This is a genomic window from Agrobacterium larrymoorei, from assembly GCF_005145045.1.
Lineage (GTDB): Bacteria > Pseudomonadota > Alphaproteobacteria > Rhizobiales > Rhizobiaceae > Agrobacterium > Agrobacterium larrymoorei.
In genome coordinates, this window is the sequence record NZ_CP039691.1 from 1,534,025 (window position 1) to 1,550,090 (window position 16,066).

13 protein-coding genes are annotated in these 16,066 nt (G+C 57.4%); 9 read left to right on the plus strand and 4 right to left on the minus strand.

The annotated features are described in order from the left end of the window. Positions 1–21: 21 nt before the first annotated feature. From lpxD to CFBP5473_RS07280, 5 genes are read left to right on the plus strand one after another with little or no spacing between them, the layout of a single operon-like run. On the plus strand, positions 22–1,086 hold the full coding sequence (gene lpxD / locus CFBP5473_RS07260) for a UDP-3-O-(3-hydroxymyristoyl)glucosamine N-acyltransferase (RefSeq protein ID WP_027673333.1): 1,065 nt from the start codon (positions 22–24) through the stop codon (positions 1,084–1,086). Further along, the gene (gene fabZ, locus CFBP5473_RS07265) at positions 1,079–1,546 is read left to right on the plus strand and encodes a 3-hydroxyacyl-ACP dehydratase FabZ (protein ID WP_027673332.1); all 468 of its coding nucleotides are present in this window, start codon (positions 1,079–1,081) and stop codon (positions 1,544–1,546) included. The genes lpxD and fabZ overlap by 8 nt, the downstream gene beginning before the upstream one ends. Continuing rightward, positions 1,543–2,355 (plus strand): acyl-ACP--UDP-N-acetylglucosamine O-acyltransferase, encoded by an 813-nt coding sequence (lpxA, locus tag CFBP5473_RS07270; protein WP_027673331.1) that lies wholly within the window; start codon positions 1,543–1,545, stop codon positions 2,353–2,355. Before fabZ ends, lpxA begins: the two co-directional genes overlap by 4 nt. Before the next feature lie 3 nt (positions 2,356–2,358). Beyond that, positions 2,359–3,225 (plus strand): LpxI family protein, encoded by an 867-nt coding sequence (locus tag CFBP5473_RS07275; RefSeq protein WP_027673330.1) that lies wholly within the window; start codon positions 2,359–2,361, stop codon positions 3,223–3,225. Positions 3,226–3,275: 50 nt separating this feature from the next. Next, complete coding sequence (locus CFBP5473_RS07280; RefSeq protein ID WP_051441127.1) at positions 3,276–4,406, plus strand: lipid-A-disaccharide synthase; 1,131 nt, start codon at positions 3,276–3,278, stop codon at positions 4,404–4,406. Positions 4,407–4,443: 37 nt separating this feature from the next. Here the strand turns inward: CFBP5473_RS07280 and CFBP5473_RS07285 are convergent, their stop codons facing one another. From CFBP5473_RS07285 to CFBP5473_RS07295, 3 genes are all read right to left on the minus strand, one after another. Beyond that, on the minus strand, positions 4,444–5,076 hold the full coding sequence (locus CFBP5473_RS07285; protein ID WP_027673328.1) for a hypothetical protein: 633 nt from the start codon (positions 5,074–5,076) through the stop codon (positions 4,444–4,446). A 60-nt stretch (positions 5,077–5,136) separates the two neighbouring features. Beyond that, positions 5,137–6,051 (minus strand): agmatinase, encoded by a 915-nt coding sequence (locus tag CFBP5473_RS07290; protein WP_027673327.1) that lies wholly within the window; start codon positions 6,049–6,051, stop codon positions 5,137–5,139. 128 nt (positions 6,052–6,179) lie between these two features. Further along, positions 6,180–9,098 carry an Rne/Rng family ribonuclease gene (locus CFBP5473_RS07295; protein ID WP_027673326.1) on the minus strand — a complete coding sequence of 973 codons (2,919 nt, stop codon included), beginning with the start codon at positions 9,096–9,098 and terminating at the stop codon, positions 6,180–6,182. 664 nt (positions 9,099–9,762) lie between these two features. Here CFBP5473_RS07295 and CFBP5473_RS07300 point away from each other — a divergent pair. From CFBP5473_RS07300 to CFBP5473_RS07315, 4 genes are all read left to right on the plus strand, one after another. Next, complete coding sequence (locus tag CFBP5473_RS07300) at positions 9,763–11,016, plus strand: N-acetylmuramoyl-L-alanine amidase (RefSeq protein ID WP_027673325.1); 1,254 nt, start codon at positions 9,763–9,765, stop codon at positions 11,014–11,016. Positions 11,017–11,336: 320 nt separating this feature from the next. Then, positions 11,337–13,784: a penicillin-binding protein 1A gene (locus CFBP5473_RS07305; protein WP_027673324.1), complete on the plus strand. Its 2,448-nt coding sequence runs from the start codon at positions 11,337–11,339 to the stop codon at positions 13,782–13,784. 99 nt (positions 13,785–13,883) lie between these two features. Further along, positions 13,884–15,015 (plus strand): peptide chain release factor 2 gene (gene prfB, locus CFBP5473_RS07310; RefSeq protein WP_169696879.1). Its coding sequence is split into 2 segments (ribosomal slippage): positions 13,884–13,952 and positions 13,954–15,015, totalling 1,131 coding nucleotides; the frame shifts between segments, so codons are not numbered across the junction. A 90-nt stretch (positions 15,016–15,105) separates the two neighbouring features. Then, the gene (locus CFBP5473_RS07315; protein WP_027673322.1) at positions 15,106–15,576 is read left to right on the plus strand and encodes a cysteine hydrolase family protein; all 471 of its coding nucleotides are present in this window, start codon (positions 15,106–15,108) and stop codon (positions 15,574–15,576) included. Positions 15,577–15,583: 7 nt separating this feature from the next. Here CFBP5473_RS07315 and CFBP5473_RS07320 read toward each other — a convergent pair whose 3' ends face one another. After that, entirely contained in the window at positions 15,584–16,060 is a 477-nt protein-coding gene (locus tag CFBP5473_RS07320; protein ID WP_051441110.1) for a hypothetical protein, read from the minus strand. Positions 16,061–16,066 lie beyond the last annotated feature (6 nt).

The window sequence follows — 16,066 nt, forward strand, 5'->3', positions numbered from 1 at the left end:
ATGTTCTGGAGTTTCCGTTTGATGGAATACAATGCATTTTTTCCGCCCCACGAAGGCATGCGATTGAAAGACATCGCGGACCGTCTTGGGGCGGAACTGTCTGATGAGGCAGCCGGTGATCGTCTCGTGCGATCCATCGCGCCCGTGTCTCGCGCCAAGCAGGATCAGCTTTGCTACACCCTATCTCGCCGTAACCGCGAAGAGTTGACGACTTGCGATGCGGCAGCCGTGATTTGCGACACGCCGCTGCGAAGCCTCGTTCCTGATCATATTCCGGTACTAATCACAAAAAATCCCCATACGCTTTTCGCGCAGGCTGGGGAGCTTCTGCATCCCTCCGCAATGCGTCCTTCCGCTGTTGCGGCGCAGGATGGCGGCATTTCCTCTGCCGCTCATATCGATCCATCTGCAAAGATTGAGCCGGGCGTTATCGTTGAACCTTTTGCCGTCATCGGCGCGAATGCGCATATCGGCGCAGGCACACGGATTGGCCCTGGCGCCATTATCGGCGCAGAAGTTCAGATCGGTCGCGATTGCACGATTGCGGGTGGTGCCAGCATTTTATCGGCGCTGCTTGGCAATGGCGTCATCATCCATAATGGTGTACGCATCGGGCAGGATGGCTTCGGTTACGCTCCGGGGCCACGCGGAATGATCAAGATCGTCCAGATCGGTCGCGTCATCATTCAGGATCACGTCGAGATCGGTGCAAACACCACGATTGATCGCGGCACCATGGATGACACGGTGATTGGTGAAGGCACCAAGATCGATAACCAAGTGCAGATCGGCCACAATGTGCGAATCGGTCGCCATTGCGGCATCGTCAGCAAGGTCGGCATCGCGGGCAGCACGCGCATCGGTGATGGCGTGATGATTGGTGGTGCGGCTGGCATCAACGGTCATATCAATATTGGCGATGGCGCCCAGATCGCGGCGATGAGCGGCGTGGTCTCGGATGTGCCTGCGGGAGCAAAATATGGTGGGACGCCCGCGCGCCCAATGAAACATTTCCTGCGTGACATGGCCGATATTCTGGCCCGCGCCGAGGACAGGGACAAGAAAACAGGAGACAAGAATGTCTGAAGAGACGAAGACGACGCTTGGCGCGGCTGACATCCTTGAAGTGATGAAGCTGCTGCCGCATCGTTATCCATTTCTGCTGATCGACAAGATCATCGAGATCGACGGCGATAATTCAGCCATCGGCATCAAGAATGTCACGGTCAATGAGCCGCAATTTACCGGCCATTTTCCTGATCGCCCGATCATGCCCGGTGTTCTCATCGTAGAAGCCATGGCGCAGACGGCGGGCGCCATCTGCGCACGCAACCAGCACGGCGGCGGCTATCTCGTTTATTTCATGACGATCGATAATGCCCGCTTCCGCAAGCCGGTCGTGCCGGGCGATCGGCTTGAAATTCACGTGGTGAAGCAGCGCCAGCGCGGCAATGTCTGGAAATTCCACTGCGAAGCCAAGGTCGATGGCGCTCTGGTTGCGGAAGCCGATATCGGCGCAATGATGATCCCCGAGGATCAGCAATGAGTGCGGTCGCGGCTACGGCCAAGATTCACCCCTTGGCCGTTGTCGAGGATGGTGCGGTCATCGGCGAGAATGTCGAAATCGGCGCATTTGCGCATGTCGGCTCCAAGGTAACTCTGCGGGATGGCGTAAAGCTTCTCAACCACGCGGTCGTTACCGGGCGTACCGTGGTGGGCGAGGGCACCGTCATTCACCCGATGGCCGTTATTGGCGGCCAGCCCCAGGCCATCCGTCATGATGGTTCTGAGACGACGCTCGATATCGGCGCGCGCTGCACAATCCGCGAAGGCGTGACGATGAATACGGGTAGCTCCGATGGTGGCAGCAGAACCGTGGTTGGCGATGACAACCTTTTCCTCGCCAACTCGCATGTCGCGCATGATTGCATTCTCGGCAACGAGATCATTCTGTCGAACAACGTCATGCTGGCGGGCCATGTGCATATCGCGGACAAGGCGATCCTCGGCGGCGGCTGTGCCGTGCATCAATTCACCCGCATTGGGCGGCAGGCCTTTATCGGCGGTCTTTCAGCTGTGAATTACGATGTGATTCCCTACGGCATGCTGAATGGCAACCCCGGAATTCTGGGTGGCCTCAACGTTGTCGGCATGACGCGATCCGGCATCGAGCGCGCCGATATTCACACGGTTCGCCGCGCTTTCAAGCAGATTTTCGAGAGCGAAGGCAACATCCGCTCCAATGCTGCGGCCATTCGCGAAGAGTTTCTTGAGTGCAGCCAGGCGCTTGAAGTTATCGACTTCATCGCAGCAGCCAGCGACCGGGCGATTTCTTCGCCCAACCGCGGTAAATAAGCGGTGTCTCAGGCCGTTCAGCGTCTGGCAATCATCGCCGGTAGTGGTTTTCTTCCCTACTATGTGGCTCTGGCCGCACGGGAGGCAGGGGAAAACCCGCTGATCATCCGCCTGGAAAACGAAGCTGATCTCGATTGGTCGCAGTTCGAAAGTGCTGCGATCAGCGTTGGCGATGTCAGAAGTCTCGGTCAGCTTCTCAGCACAAACGGCATAGACCGCGTTGTGCTTTCCGGCGGCGTTTCGCGCCGCCCGGAATGGCGGGAAATCCGCCCCAACCTCAAGATGATTGCTAAAATGCCCTCGATCATCCGCACGCTTCTGTCGGGCGGCGACGATACGGTGTTGCAGATGGTGATCGGTCTCATCGAAGCGCAGGGGGCAAGGGTCATCGGCGCGCATGAGATTGCACCGGCACTTCTTGCAACAACAGGGCCGCTTGGTCACATCAAACCCAATGACGATGACCGCCGGGACATCGCGAAGGCCGCGAAGGCGGCGCTCACGCTGGGCGCGCTCGATATCGGGCAGGGCGCGGTTTCCGTCGGCGGGCGCATCGTTGCGATGGAAGGTGTCGAAGGCACGGATGGTATGCTGGAACGGGTGGCCGCTTTGCGGGCCGCTGGACGCATTTCTTCACGCCGCAAGGGCGTGCTCGTCAAGCTTTGCAAGCCGCAGCAGGATATTCGCGCAGACCTGCCGACCATTGGTCCATCTACCGTATTCAATGCCGCAAAGGCCGGACTTGCGGGCATAGCCGTGGAAGCGGGCAGGGCCTTCATTCTGGACCGCGAAGCAATGTTGAAGGCTGCAGACAACGCAGGGTTATTCGTCTGTGGCATAGATACGGCTCTTGAGGGAGACATGATGTGACAGAACGGGTTCTGAAACTTGCCGTCGTGGCTGGAGAGGTCTCCGGCGATATGCTTGGCGCGGATCTGGTCCGCGCCTTGAAAGTTCTGTACGGCGGACGGGTGGAACTCTTCGGCGTCGGCGGAGAGCAACTGACAGCGGAAGGCCTCACCTCGCTGTTCGATTACTCGGAACTCTCGATCATGGGCTTCACCCAGGTTCTGAAGAAACTTCCGCAACTCATTTCACGCATAAAAGAAACGGCAAACGCGATAATTGCAGCAAGACCCGATGCGCTGCTGATCATCGACAGTCCGGATTTCACGCACCGCGTTGCAAAACGTGTGAGGAAAGAACTGCCAAACCTGCCGGTGGTGAATTATGTGTGCCCAAGCGTGTGGGCTTGGAAAGAGTACCGCGCACAGGCGATGCTTTCTTATGTCGATCACGTACTGGCGCTTCTACCCTTCGAGCCGGAAGCGATGCGCCGCCTCGGCGGCCCCGCGACCACATTTGTCGGCCATAGGCTGAGTGTCGATCCGAACGTCCTTGCAGTTCGCGAAAAAAGAGCGCAGCGACCTCTGCCCAGCGCCGATGAGCCAAAAACGATTCTTCTGCTGCCGGGCTCCCGGTCCACGGAAACAACCCGCCTGATGGAGCCATTCGAGCAAGCGGCGAAAGCTTTCGTGGAGCGCAACGGCCCGGCACGTTTCGTCCTGCCGACAGTGCCGCGGCAGGAGGCGAGGGTGCGTGAACTTGCGGCGTCCTGGCCAAGCGATATCCGGCCCGAAATCGGGACTGACAGCGATTTCAAATGGCACTGCTTTACGCAGGCAGATGCCGCAATCGCCGCATCCGGTACAGTCATTCTGGAACTTGCACTCTGCAATGTACCGGTCGTATCCGTCTACAAAACCGACTGGATTTTCACCATGCTCAGCAAGCGGGTGAAAACCTGGACCGGCGCATTGCCCAACCTGATTGCCGATTACGCTGTCGTTCCCGAGTATTTCAACGAGGTCGTCCGCGCAGGATCCATGCTCCGCTGGGCCGAACGCCTGTCCTCCGACACAACCCAGCGCCGCGCCATGCTGGAGGGGTTTGCGCTTGTGCATGACCGGTTGAAAACGGATGTTCCGCCGGGTGCGCGAGGGGCTGAGATATTGCTTGAGACGATCAGGGCGAAGAGCGGACACGCTTGAGCTCTAATGCTTTTCGAAGCGGACATAAAATATGCCTCTACCGGTCCGCTAGTAGTTTATCCATATTGTTGCGCCAACGAAGCGCGATATCTCCCGCTTTATCTATGTTTAATTCTAATGCGCGTTGAATGTGCGGTTGCGTAACCAACTGAGGTAGCCAAGTCTCAGCGTCTTTTTCCTCGGAACATAAAGTGACGTATGTCACTATCACTTTGGCAGAATGCCCATCAAAGGACGTGGGACCTAAGGCCGAATGTCGTTGGACCGGCGTCATGGTAAGCGCCTCCTCCATGTTCATCACACACTCTGCTTCCAGGCGAATGCGGGCTTGCTGCAAAAAAGAGGAGTCCAACCGAGAAGCAACTGCGGCAAGTTGTGGCGAAGTCCAGCACGGCTGATCCAATGCCGCCCATAATAGCGGTAGTTCGCGATATAGCTTTCCAGCAAGCATTGCTGATGCGGCAACGAGTTGCGGCCGCCAGTTTTGACGCTGAAATAGATCGCCGATCTCTTTTCCTACATCATCGCCGCTATCCTCTATAGCCGTCTTGATGAGGTCTATAGCTGAGCTTGCATCGTCATGAGCTCCGAGAAGCTTGAGATAAGCTGGGACGTCACCTTCAGACGCGGTAAATAACGAAGTGAATTTTCCAAAGGTTTGCAAAATCAATACCTTTCAATCTTGGCCGCCTCCAAAACTCGGCTTCCGTAATGACTTAGTTCAATATGATCATCTATTCTGCCTTATAACTAATCCAATTGCGTTCACGACAATACGAGAGGCGGTCAGCGCAGACATTCCGTCAATATCGTTGGGTGGATAATATTCGACAAGGTTGAACCCCACTATTTTCGCGTGGCCAGAGAGACCGGCCATAAGATCTATGAGTTGAGTGTATGTCAGGCCGCCTGGAGTACGTGCCGCCACTCCGGGCATGATGCTGGGATCAAGTGAATCGCAATCCAGCGTTATGACGACTCGAACACCTTTGGGTATGTGACGGATGGCGGCTCGGATGCCTTCGCTGTGTATCTGGCGAGCGGTTACAAATCGGCTGCCATACCGGCGCGCTGCTTCGACGTCATCAATTGTCGCACTGCCAACGCTCCGTAGACCAACCTGAACGATACCGCTGACATGGGGCATCTCGCTGGCTCGGCGCATGGAGCTGGAATAGCCGTAGCGTTGTCCCTGAACTTCGTCACGCCAATCAATATGAGCATCAATCTGTAAAACCCAAATAGGACCATCGCTCTGGAACGCCGCTAAAAACGGAGATGTCACGGAGCAATCACCCCCGATAAGTATCGGAATGGCTGACGAGGCCAGTATCTCGCGTGCTTTGGCTTCGATTCGCTGTCGATTGCCTTCATTGTCACGCATGATTGTTGGAATATCGCCGCCGTCGATGCAGTTCAAATCTCCACCGTTGAATAGTGGTCCTGCGAGATCGAAGTCCCAATTCTCGATGAGGTCGGCGTCCTCAAGACTTGAAGCGCGAATCCGGTCGGCGGCGGTTTCATATCCGCTGCTATTTTTGTTTTGATAGGTGCTGCCATGGGCCACACCAACTACACAGATGCGAGGGGTTTCTCCTGCTGCCAATTGCGGAGGAAAATTAAGAAACGTGAGAAGGGTGTTCATTCAACTGGCCTCATTCCGCACGCGCGTTGTAATCGCTCGTATTATGCAGAGAAACTTCGAATGAAAAAGAAAAACCCCGAGGTTGTTTCCAACCTCGGGGCTTTTGATTCTACGTCGACAAACGCGGCTTAGAAAAAGCCCTTGCGCTGCCACCAGCCACCCTTGCGGGGTTTTGGTTCTTCGCCTTCCGGGGTATCGCCTGCGCCGGAGGAGGTAACGACGGGTTCGGAGGAGGAGACGTTTTCGCCGCGGTTGGCGCGAGCGGGCTTTGTGGCGTCTTCTGCTGTATCCGTTGCGGCTTCGGCTGGGGCTTCAGCGGCCTGCTCGGCAGGAGCTGCTGCCGCAAGTGCTTCTGCGACCGGAGCTTCCTGAGGTGCGGGTACGGGTTCAGCTGTCGGTGCTTCGACTTCCGCCGTTGCTTCGGTTGCTGTTTCTACCTTTTCCTTCGCCTTGCGGGTGCGGCGCGGCTTCTTCGGCTTTTCGGTTTCTTCGACAGTCGGCGTTGCCGCTTCGGCCTCAACCGCCTCAACGGCAGCTACCGGTTCGACGCCTTCTACTGCAGCAGCAGCTTCGCCGTCTTCGATGCCTTCGTCAGCATCGCCGTTTTCGCCTTCCAGCGTTTCGCCGTTTTCGTCGCGATTGCGGCGACCACCGCGCTTGCCACGACGGCGGCGCTTGCGCTTGCCTTCGTCCTGAGCGCCGTTTTCACCCTCGGCGCGAACTTCCGCGCCTTCAGCCTGCTCATCGCTGCTGTCGTCGCCGTCTTCGTCAGAGCCTTCGGCGCTGTCTTCGTCATTGGCATCCGCCTGAGCGTCACCGTTCTGGCCGTTGCCCTTGCCGCGACGGCGGCGGCGACGCTTGCGCTTGCGCTTGCCGTCTTCGCCATTTTCGCCCTGCTGCTGGCGCGGCTCGCTGGACTGAGCCTTAACCAGTTCTTCCTCGTCCTCCTCCTCATCGGCCTCGATGACGATATCGTCCTCTTCTTCCTCGAAATCGGGAAGGGCCTGAAGAAGGCTTTCGATCCTTACGGGGTTTTCAACGGCTTCACCGCGGTCGATGGCGAAGTGCTGCGCGCCTACGCTTGCATCGGCAGCGATGATGATGGCGACGCCGAAGCGGCCTTCATAATCGACAATCGTGCCGCGCTTGTGGTTGAGCAGGTAGAGCGCCGTTTCAGGTGTCGTGCGCACCGTGATATTATGCGTGGTGTTGCGCAGCAGATATTCTTCCACGCCGCGCAGAACATGCAGGGCGATGGAGGATTCGGAGCGAACATGGCCCGTGCCGCCGCAATGCGAGCAGATTTGCGTCGTGGATTCCAGAACCGAAGCGCGAATACGCTGACGCGACATCTCCAGCAGGCCGAAATGTGAGATGCGGCCAACCTGAATGCGGGCACGGTCGTTCTTCAGGCAATCCTTCAGCTTCTTCTCGACGGAGCGGTTATTGCGCTTTTCTTCCATGTCGATGAAGTCGATGACGACCAGACCGGCCAGATCGCGCAGGCGAAGCTGGCGGGCAACTTCTTCCGCCGCCTCGAGGTTCGTTGCGAGCGCGGTTTCCTCGATGGAGTGTTCGCGCGTCGAGCGACCTGAGTTGACGTCGATGGAAACGAGAGCTTCCGTCTGGTTGATGATGAGATAACCACCGGACTTCAGGGTCACCTGCGGCTGAAGCATGCGGTCCAGCTGCGCTTCGATGCCGGAGCGCGAGAAGATCGGATGAATGTCGCGGTAAGGCTGAACCACCTTGGCGTGGCTCGGCATCAGCATCTTCATGAAGTCTTTCGCTTCACGATAGCCTTCCTCGCCAGACACGATGATTTCGCTGATGTCCTTATTGTAGAGATCGCGGATCGAGCGCTTGATCAGCGAGCCTTCCTCGTAAACGAGGCAAGGGGCCGTAGAATTCAGCGTTAGCGTGCGGACATTTTCCCACAGGCGCATCAGATATTCGAAGTCGCGCTTGATTTCGACGCGGGTGCGGTTTGCACCGGCCGTGCGCAAAATGACGCCCATGCCGTTCGGCACTTCGAGATCGCGGGCGATCTCCTTCAGGCGCTTGCGGTCGGCGGGCTGGGTGATCTTGCGGGAAATGCCACCGCCACGCGCCGTGTTCGGCATGAGAACGGAGTAGCGGCCAGCGAGGGACAGATAGGTCGTCAGTGCTGCGCCCTTGTTGCCGCGCTCTTCCTTGGCAACCTGAACCAGAAGAATCTGGCGGCGCTTGATGACTTCCTGAATACGATACTGCTTGCGTGGCTTGCGAGAAATGCGGTCTGGAACTTCTTCCATCGCATCTTCCGCGCCAACGGATTCGATGACTTCCTTCTCGTGATGATCGTCATCATCATCGTCGTCATCATCGTCATTATTGCGGCCCAGACCTTCGACTTCTTCGGAAATCGTATCGGTATCGACCATGGCAGCCATTTCGCCGCCCTTGCTGCCATCCTCGTCGGAAGCATCTTCGGCTGCGGCTTCTGCGGAGGCCTCGTCCGCTTCAACCTTCTTCTTGGCGCGGGGGCGGCGGGTGCGCTTTTTCGGCTTTTCTTCTTCCGCAGGCTGCTCGTCGGCAACGGCCTCGACAGCCACTGTCTCGGCTTCCTCGGAAGCTGCGACGACCTCGGTAGACGCCGTTTCTTCAGCCTTTGGCTCGGAAGCGGGAACGATGCCGATATCCGGCTGATCGACCTGCGAGAGATCGATAGCGGGTTCATGCGGCGCATCGGCGGGCTCGAAGTCATCACCGCGACGGTGCTCTTCGGCTTCCGCCTTCAGAAGTGCCTGCCGGTCGGCAAGCGGGATCTGGTAATAATCCGGATGGATTTCGGCGAAAGCCAGAAATCCGTGGCGGTTTCCGCCGTAGTCTACGAAAGCAGCCTGAAGCGAGGGTTCAACGCGGGTAACTTTGGCAAGGTAGATATTGCCGCGTATCTGCTTCTTGTGTTCCGATTCGAAATCGAATTCTTCGATCCGATTTCCGCGAACGACTACAACGCGCGTCTCCTCTTCGTGGGAGGCGTCGATAAGCATTTTGTCTGCCATGTAAGCTGTGCTCCTCGGCCCAGCCCTGTCTTATATGAGAATAGGCCTGCCACAGGGACAGGCCTTTCATCTCTTTCCAAGGGTGTGCCGGAAATGAAGTTTCCAGCCCGGCGCATGTAAACTGGCAGCATCCGGACAGCTGGCATGGCAACTTGCCTGCTCCCTGTATCCGGTTCATGTGAAAACTGCTGCAACGACATCATTGGCCAAGCGGAACGACTTTAATAAATAGACCCGTTAAAGGTCCGATGAAATTGCTCTCCTCAGAGCGGTCGGTGGCATGCCACCGGGTATGTTTCCGGCCACGGCCGGATTGATCCAGTTTCAGGATAAAAATGCGGCGACGGCAGATGATTGCCCGTTTAACAGCGCCAGAGTCATTCTCGATTGGCAGCCGGCGGGCATCTATCCCGTCAACATTTTTAACCCTCAATCGTGTTGTATGTTTTATCTGTCATAATGGCAATAGGCAGGCTAAATATGTCATGTCATTGATGGAATTTCGCAGTTAAGAATTGCTTCATCAAGGGCTGCGAATGTTGCGGCCAAACGCGAATAAGGCCATCTTCATCGGGGGCGCAGCAGTGATTTGGGCTTAGCTGGCTCAGCTTTTATGCTGAAATGACTGAAATTAAAAATGATATCGGCGACCATGAAAATTCGGATGCTAGCTGCAAAAACATTGAAAAGCGCGGGCTGGTTGAGGCGAATCAGCGCTGCCGCGCGTGTCGCAGGCATGGCCGCAATCGCTTCGCTTGCTTTGGCGAATGTCGCGCAGGCGGGTGAGGAACTCGTGGCAAATGCGGCGCGCATCATCGGCGATGAGGCACGCACCCGCATCGTACTGGATTTCAATGCCGAACCGGAATTCGAAGTTCATTATCTCGATTCGCCGACACGCATCGTGGTCGATATGCCTGCGGTCAGCTTTGCCTTCCCGGCAAAGGATCTCGCGCCGACCGGCCTTTTCAGCGATATCCGCTTCGGCAGCATGGGGGAGGGCAGTGCCCGGCTCGTGCTGACGGCAAAGAAGCCGGTTCAGGTTGCCATTGCCGAGGCCAAGTCCGAGGATGGCGGCAAGATGTTCCGCTTCGTGCTGGATACGGAAATCGCCACGAAACAGAAATTTGCCGATCTCTTGAAGAATCAGAACTGGCAGGCGCTTGCACCCGCGACCACGGCGTCCGTCACGCCGGACATCATCGAAAAGTCTCCGCGCCAGTCGGATTTCGTGATTGCTGTTGATGCCGGACACGGAGGCATTGATGCCGGTGCCAAGGGCGGCGTCAGCGGAACGGATGAAAAGGTCATCACTCTTGCCTTTGCCAAGCAGCTAACCGAGCGGCTGAACCAGTTGCCGGGGATAAAGGCGTTTCTGACGCGGGATGACGATACGTTTCTGGCGCTTTCCGAGCGCGTTACGATTGCGCGCCAGCATAGCGCCAATCTCTTCATTTCCGTTCATGCGGACACGCTGAAGCAGAAGGGCATTCGTGGCGCGACGGTTTACACCATTTCTGACCGCGCATCCGACCGTATGGCGCAGGATCTTGCCGAGCGCGAAAATCTTTCAGACCAGATTGCCGGTGTGAAGGTGGCCAACGCGCAGCCGGAAGTCGCTGATATTCTTCTCGATCTGACCCGCCGCGAGACCCAGGCTTTCTCTGTGACGCTTGCCGAGAATATCGTCTCGTCCTTCGAGGGGCAGGTCGGGCTCATCAATAATCCGCATCGCTATGCCGGTTTTCAGGTGCTGCGCGCGCATGATGTCCCATCGGTGCTGCTCGAGCTCGGTTTCCTGTCCAACCCGGATGATGAAAAGCTGCTGCTGGATGAGGAATGGCGCGGAAAGGTGGCGGAGCGACTGGCCAATGCCGTCACCAAATATCGCGCGCAAGCGCTGGCCAATGGCGGCTGATTAGACGAAACCGCACGAGACACCTGTGTCGCTTTTGCGACGTTGGGCGAAAAGCGTGTGGAAGTTGGCGCCTCATCACGGCAATTGTCTTGGTGAGCCCTATTTTACTCACATTCCCCGCGTTACTCGAAGACTGGATTCGGCGACAAGACGGCCTCGTTTCCGTTTGTGGAAGCGATTATCTCTCGGTAACATATGCGGGAATGCTTTTATCGGCGGCTTGTCATTGGGTAAGCGGTGTGCAAAACGCACGCTACATGTAAAAATGCGCTCTTGAACTGCGAGCGCGAAGTTACGATTCGAAGTATCGGTAGCCTAATATGATCAGACTGATTGGATATTTCTTCGGCTTGGCGAGCATGCTCTTCCTTGTGGTTGCTGCTGCCGGTGCCATCTATTTGGTATCCGTTTCGAAGGACCTTCCCGATTACGCAGTGCTGAGCAGCTACGAGCCGCCGGTTACGACCCGCGTTCACGCTGGCAACGGCGCGCTGATGGCGGAATATGCCCATGAAAAGCGGCTTTTCCTGCCCATTCAGGCCATTCCAGACCGGGTAAAGGCTGCATTCCTTTCGGCTGAAGACAAGAATTTCTATAACCACCCCGGCATCGACGTGTGGGGTCTAGGTCGCGCTATCCTCGTCAATGTGCAGAACCTCGGCTCGGGTCGCCGTCCCGTGGGCGCCTCCACGATCACGCAGCAGGTTGCCAAGAACTTCCTGCTCACCAACGACCAGACCATCGACCGCAAGATCAAGGAAGCGATTCTCTCCTTCCGCATCGAGCAGACCTATTCCAAGGATAAAATCCTCGAACTTTATCTGAACGAGATTTTCTTCGGGATGAATGCCTACGGTATTGCGGGCGCGGCACTCACCTATTTCAACAAGTCGGTCACCGAGCTGACGATCGCCGAGACGGCTTACCTCGCATCGCTGCCGAAGGGCCCTGCCAACTACCATCCGTTCCGCCGTGAAAAGGCCGCTCTCGAGCGCCGCGACTGGGTTATCGACCGCATGGCCGAGAACGGCTACATCACGATGGCTGATGCTGCCGATGCGAAGAAGCAACCGCTTGGCGTGAACATTCGCCGTGGTGGACCGCAGCTTGCTGCCTCGGATTACTTTGCCGAGGAAGTTCGCCGCCAGATCGTCGATAAGTTCGGTGAAAAGGCGCTTCTGGAAGGTGGCCTTTCCGTCCGCACATCGTTCGATCCCGAAATTCAGATGGAGGCCCGCAAGGCCTTGCAGGACGGTCTGCTGGATTACGATGAGCGTCGTGGTTTCCACGGCCCTGTCGACCAGATCGATGCCAGTGGTGACTGGAGTGCCGCGCTGGGCAAGATCAGACCGCTTCGCGACGTGCCGGAATGGAAGCTCGCCGTTGTGCTCGCAGCAGGCGCCGATGGCGTAGATATCGGTCTGCGCCCGGATGCCGACAGCGAAAACCCGGATCAGCGCAACCATGGCCGCATTAAGCCGGAAAACATGAAGTGGGCTTACCGCGATGCCAAGGGCCAGCGCAGCACGGCGAAATCCCCCGCTGGCGTTCTGAAGACTGGCGACGTCGTTTATGTCGAGCCGCTTTCCAGCCAAGGCGAAGATTATCGCCTCCGTCAGCCCCCGAAGGTGCAGGGCGGTATGGTGGTGATGGACCCGCATACGGGCCGCGTTCTCGCCATGGTCGGCGGCTTCTCCTATGGCCAGTCGGAATTCAACCGCGCCACGCAGGCCATGCGCCAGCCGGGCTCCTCGTTCAAGCCGTTCATCTATGCGGCTGCAATGGACAACGGCTATACGCCTGCATCCGTGGTCATGGATGCGCCGCTGGAAGTCGTTTCCGGTGGCCAGGTGTGGAAGCCGCAGAACTACGGCGGGGAGGTGGCTGGTCCATCCACGCTTCGCCTCGGTATCGAAAAATCCCGTAACCTCATGACCGTGCGTCTGGCGCAGGATATGGGCATGAACCTTGTCGCGGAATATGCGGAACGCTTCGGCGTTTATGACAAGATGCCGCCGCTGCTTGCAATGTCGCTCGGCTCCGGTGAAACGACTGTCATGCGCATGGTTTCGGCCTATTCGGTCATTGCCAATGGCGGCAAGCAGATCAAGCCAACCGTGATCGACCGCATTCAGGACCGTTACGGCAAGACCCTTTTCCGTCACGAAGAGCGCGAGTGCGATGGCTGCAACGCCACGGTCTGGCAAAACCAGGATGAGCCGACCATCGTGGACAAGCGTGAGCAGGTTCTCGATCCGATGACCGCCTATCAGGTCACGTCCATGATGGAAGGCGTCGTGCAGCGCGGTACGGCCGCCGGCAAAATCAAGGTCAATCTGCCTGTTGCGGGCAAGACCGGCACGACCAATGATGAAAAGGACGCGTGGTTCGTAGGCTACACGCCTGACCTCGTCGCTGGCCTTTATATCGGCTTCGACAGCCCGGCACCTCTGGGTCGCGGCGGCACTGGTGGTTCGCTCGCAGCGCCGATCTTCGGTGAGTTCATCTCGCAGGCGGCAAAGCACCTTGAGCCGAGCAAGTTCATTGTCCCGAACGGCATGAATTTCGTGGCCGTAAACCGCAAGACGGGCATGGCCGCGATGGAAGGCGAACCGGATACGATCATGGAGGCGTTCAAGCCCGGCACCGGTCCGTCCTCGACGTTCAACGTCATCGGCATGGACGGCAATATGTCTCAGGAGGACATTTTGCGGGAATCGCCACAGGCGCAACAGGCCATCACCGGCGGCGGCGGCGGTCTATACTAAACTCAAATCACAGACAGCCAAGGGGCGCGGGTCTTTACATCCGCGCCCCTCGCATTTATTCACACCACCAGTTTTCAAAAAAGGCGAAGAATCTGCGAAATGCGCAATGAAATCGTGAATGTAGTCGACGAAATCAAGCAGGCCATAAGCCTGCTGAGGAGGCATCTTTGACTGGGACCAGGCGATAAGACGGCTGGACTGGTTGAATAACAAGGCAGAGGATCCGAACCTCTGGAACGATGCTACCGAAGCACAGAAGCTGATGCGCGAGCGCCAGCAGCTTGACGAATCCATCAACGGCGTCAAATCCCTCGAACAGCAGGTCAATGACAATATCGAGCTGATCGAGATGGGCGAAGCCGAAGGCGATGCCGACGTCGTCAAGGAAGCCGAAGACGCTTTGAAGGCGCTGCGCAGCGAGGCGAACCGCCGTCAGGTGGAGGCCATGCTCTCCGGCGAGGCTGATTCCAACGATACTTATGTGGAAGTTCACTCGGGCGCGGGTGGCACGGAAAGCCAGGACTGGGCGAACATTCTGCTGCGCATGTACACGCGCTGGGCAGAACGTCAGGGCTTCAAGGTCGAGGTTCTGGAAGTTCACGAAGGCGAAGAAGCCGGTATCAAATCCGCGACCATTCTGGTCAAGGGCCATAATGCTTTCGGATGGATGAAGACGGAATCGGGCGTACACCGTCTGGTCCGCATTTCGCCATATGACAGCAATGCGCGTCGCCACACGTCTTTCTCCTCCATCTGGGTTTATCCGGTGGTGGATGATTCGATCCAGATCGACATCAACGAAAGCGATTGCCGTATCGATACCTACCGCTCTTCGGGCGCCGGTGGTCAGCACGTCAACACCACCGACTCGGCTGTGCGTATCACGCATATTCCGACCGGTATCGCGGTTGCCTGCCAGCAGGAGCGCTCCCAGCACAAGAACCGCGCCAAGGCATGGGAAATGCTGCGTTCGCGTCTGTATGAAGCCGAGCTCATGAAGCGTGAAGCTGCTGCCAACGCGCAGGCTGCCTCCAAGACCGATATCGGCTGGGGTCACCAGATCCGTTCCTACGTTCTGCAGCCTTACCAGCTGGTCAAGGATTTGCGGACGGGCGTCGAAAGCACAGCACCCAGCAATGTTCTCGATGGCGATCTGAACGAGTTCATGGAAGCCGCTCTCGCACACCGCATCAGCGGCGGCGCGAATGTCGAAGTTTCCGACATCGATTGATCTTCGATGTGATCTTTGAAGAATGAAACCTCCCGTGAGACACTTACGGGAGGTTTTTGCTTTTTGGTGTCTATGCGAGAGGAGATTGAAATGAAGCAGGCGCTCTACATCGTAGATGTTCAACCAAGCTTCAATCCGCCCGCTGACCTTGTAAGGGGCATTGCTGAATTGGCGGCAAAAATGCCGAGCATTGCCAGCGTGGAGCGCCATGACGAAAGCATCACGCCTTTCGAGCTGCAACTGGGCTGGAATCCGGGGAAGAGCGACGAGTCGCTCATCGCTGCCGATCGCGTGTTCATCAAATATGGCTATGCACCGCCAAGAGAAGCAGTGGATTATCTGCTGTCACTGAAACTAGACCGCGTACTCGTTTGCGGTATTCAGGCGGATACATGCGTACTGGCCGCTGGCTTCGCTTTCTTCGACGCCGGGCTCTACCCGACGCTGGTTCCATGGCTCACAGTCGGCTCAAGCCTTGATCGCTCGGGAGAGCTGGGCGCAAAACTATGGCGGCATCACTTCCGCGCGGTCCTGAGCGGGCCGGAAGAGCTTCAGCTTTAGGACACGATCAGTTTGAAGCTTTCTCGATCTTCATATCGCCAAGCTCGTCTATCAGGATCGTCCAGGCATCCGGCTCCTTCTGTGCCGGGTCGGTCTTCAGGTGCACAGTAACGAAGAGCCCAGGCTGGCTCGATGCGCCTGCGGAGCTTTCCGGGCGGACATCCGTCACATAGGCTTTCATCTGGGTGAACTCGTCCAGCTCCAGCGTCTCGATCAGATTTGGGCCGTTGGCAGTATAGGCAATCTGCTGAAGGTAGATTTTTGCGGTTCCATCCGCCTGCCGCATCGCGACGACCTTGTAGTAACCGCGCGTGGGGTCGCCTGCCGCTTTCTGATTATTATCGGATGCTGGTGCCTCGTGTTCCCACATGCCGCTGCTGGCCACGAAGATGGTGGAAACGGGCAGGGCATCGATATCGGGCGCCTGAGCATGGGCGATACCGATGTTGCCGATGACGATGGCTGCGGCAAGAAGAGCTTTCATGGGTCC

Excerpts from the sequence above, each read along its gene's own strand:
- lpxD (WP_027673333.1), top strand. The coding sequence starts at position 22 with ATGGAATACAATGCATTTTTTCCGCCCCACGAAGGCATGCGATTGAAA.
- fabZ (WP_027673332.1), top strand. The coding sequence starts at position 1,079 with ATGTCTGAAGAGACGAAGACGACGCTTGGCGCGGCTGACATCCTTGAA.
- lpxA (WP_027673331.1), top strand. The coding sequence starts at position 1,543 with ATGAGTGCGGTCGCGGCTACGGCCAAGATTCACCCCTTGGCCGTTGTC.
- CFBP5473_RS07280 (WP_051441127.1), top strand. The coding sequence starts at position 3,276 with ATGCTTGGCGCGGATCTGGTCCGCGCCTTGAAAGTTCTGTACGGCGGA.
- CFBP5473_RS07290 (WP_027673327.1), bottom strand. The coding sequence starts at position 6,051 with ATGAACACCCTTCTCACGTTTCTTAATTTTCCTCCGCAATTGGCAGCA.
- CFBP5473_RS07295 (WP_027673326.1), bottom strand. The coding sequence starts at position 9,098 with ATGGCAGACAAAATGCTTATCGACGCCTCCCACGAAGAGGAGACGCGC.
- CFBP5473_RS07300 (WP_027673325.1), top strand. The coding sequence starts at position 9,763 with ATGCTAGCTGCAAAAACATTGAAAAGCGCGGGCTGGTTGAGGCGAATC.
- CFBP5473_RS07305 (WP_027673324.1), top strand. The coding sequence starts at position 11,337 with ATGATCAGACTGATTGGATATTTCTTCGGCTTGGCGAGCATGCTCTTC.
- CFBP5473_RS07315 (WP_027673322.1), top strand. The coding sequence starts at position 15,106 with ATGAAGCAGGCGCTCTACATCGTAGATGTTCAACCAAGCTTCAATCCG.
- CFBP5473_RS07320 (WP_051441110.1), bottom strand. The coding sequence starts at position 16,060 with ATGAAAGCTCTTCTTGCCGCAGCCATCGTCATCGGCAACATCGGTATC.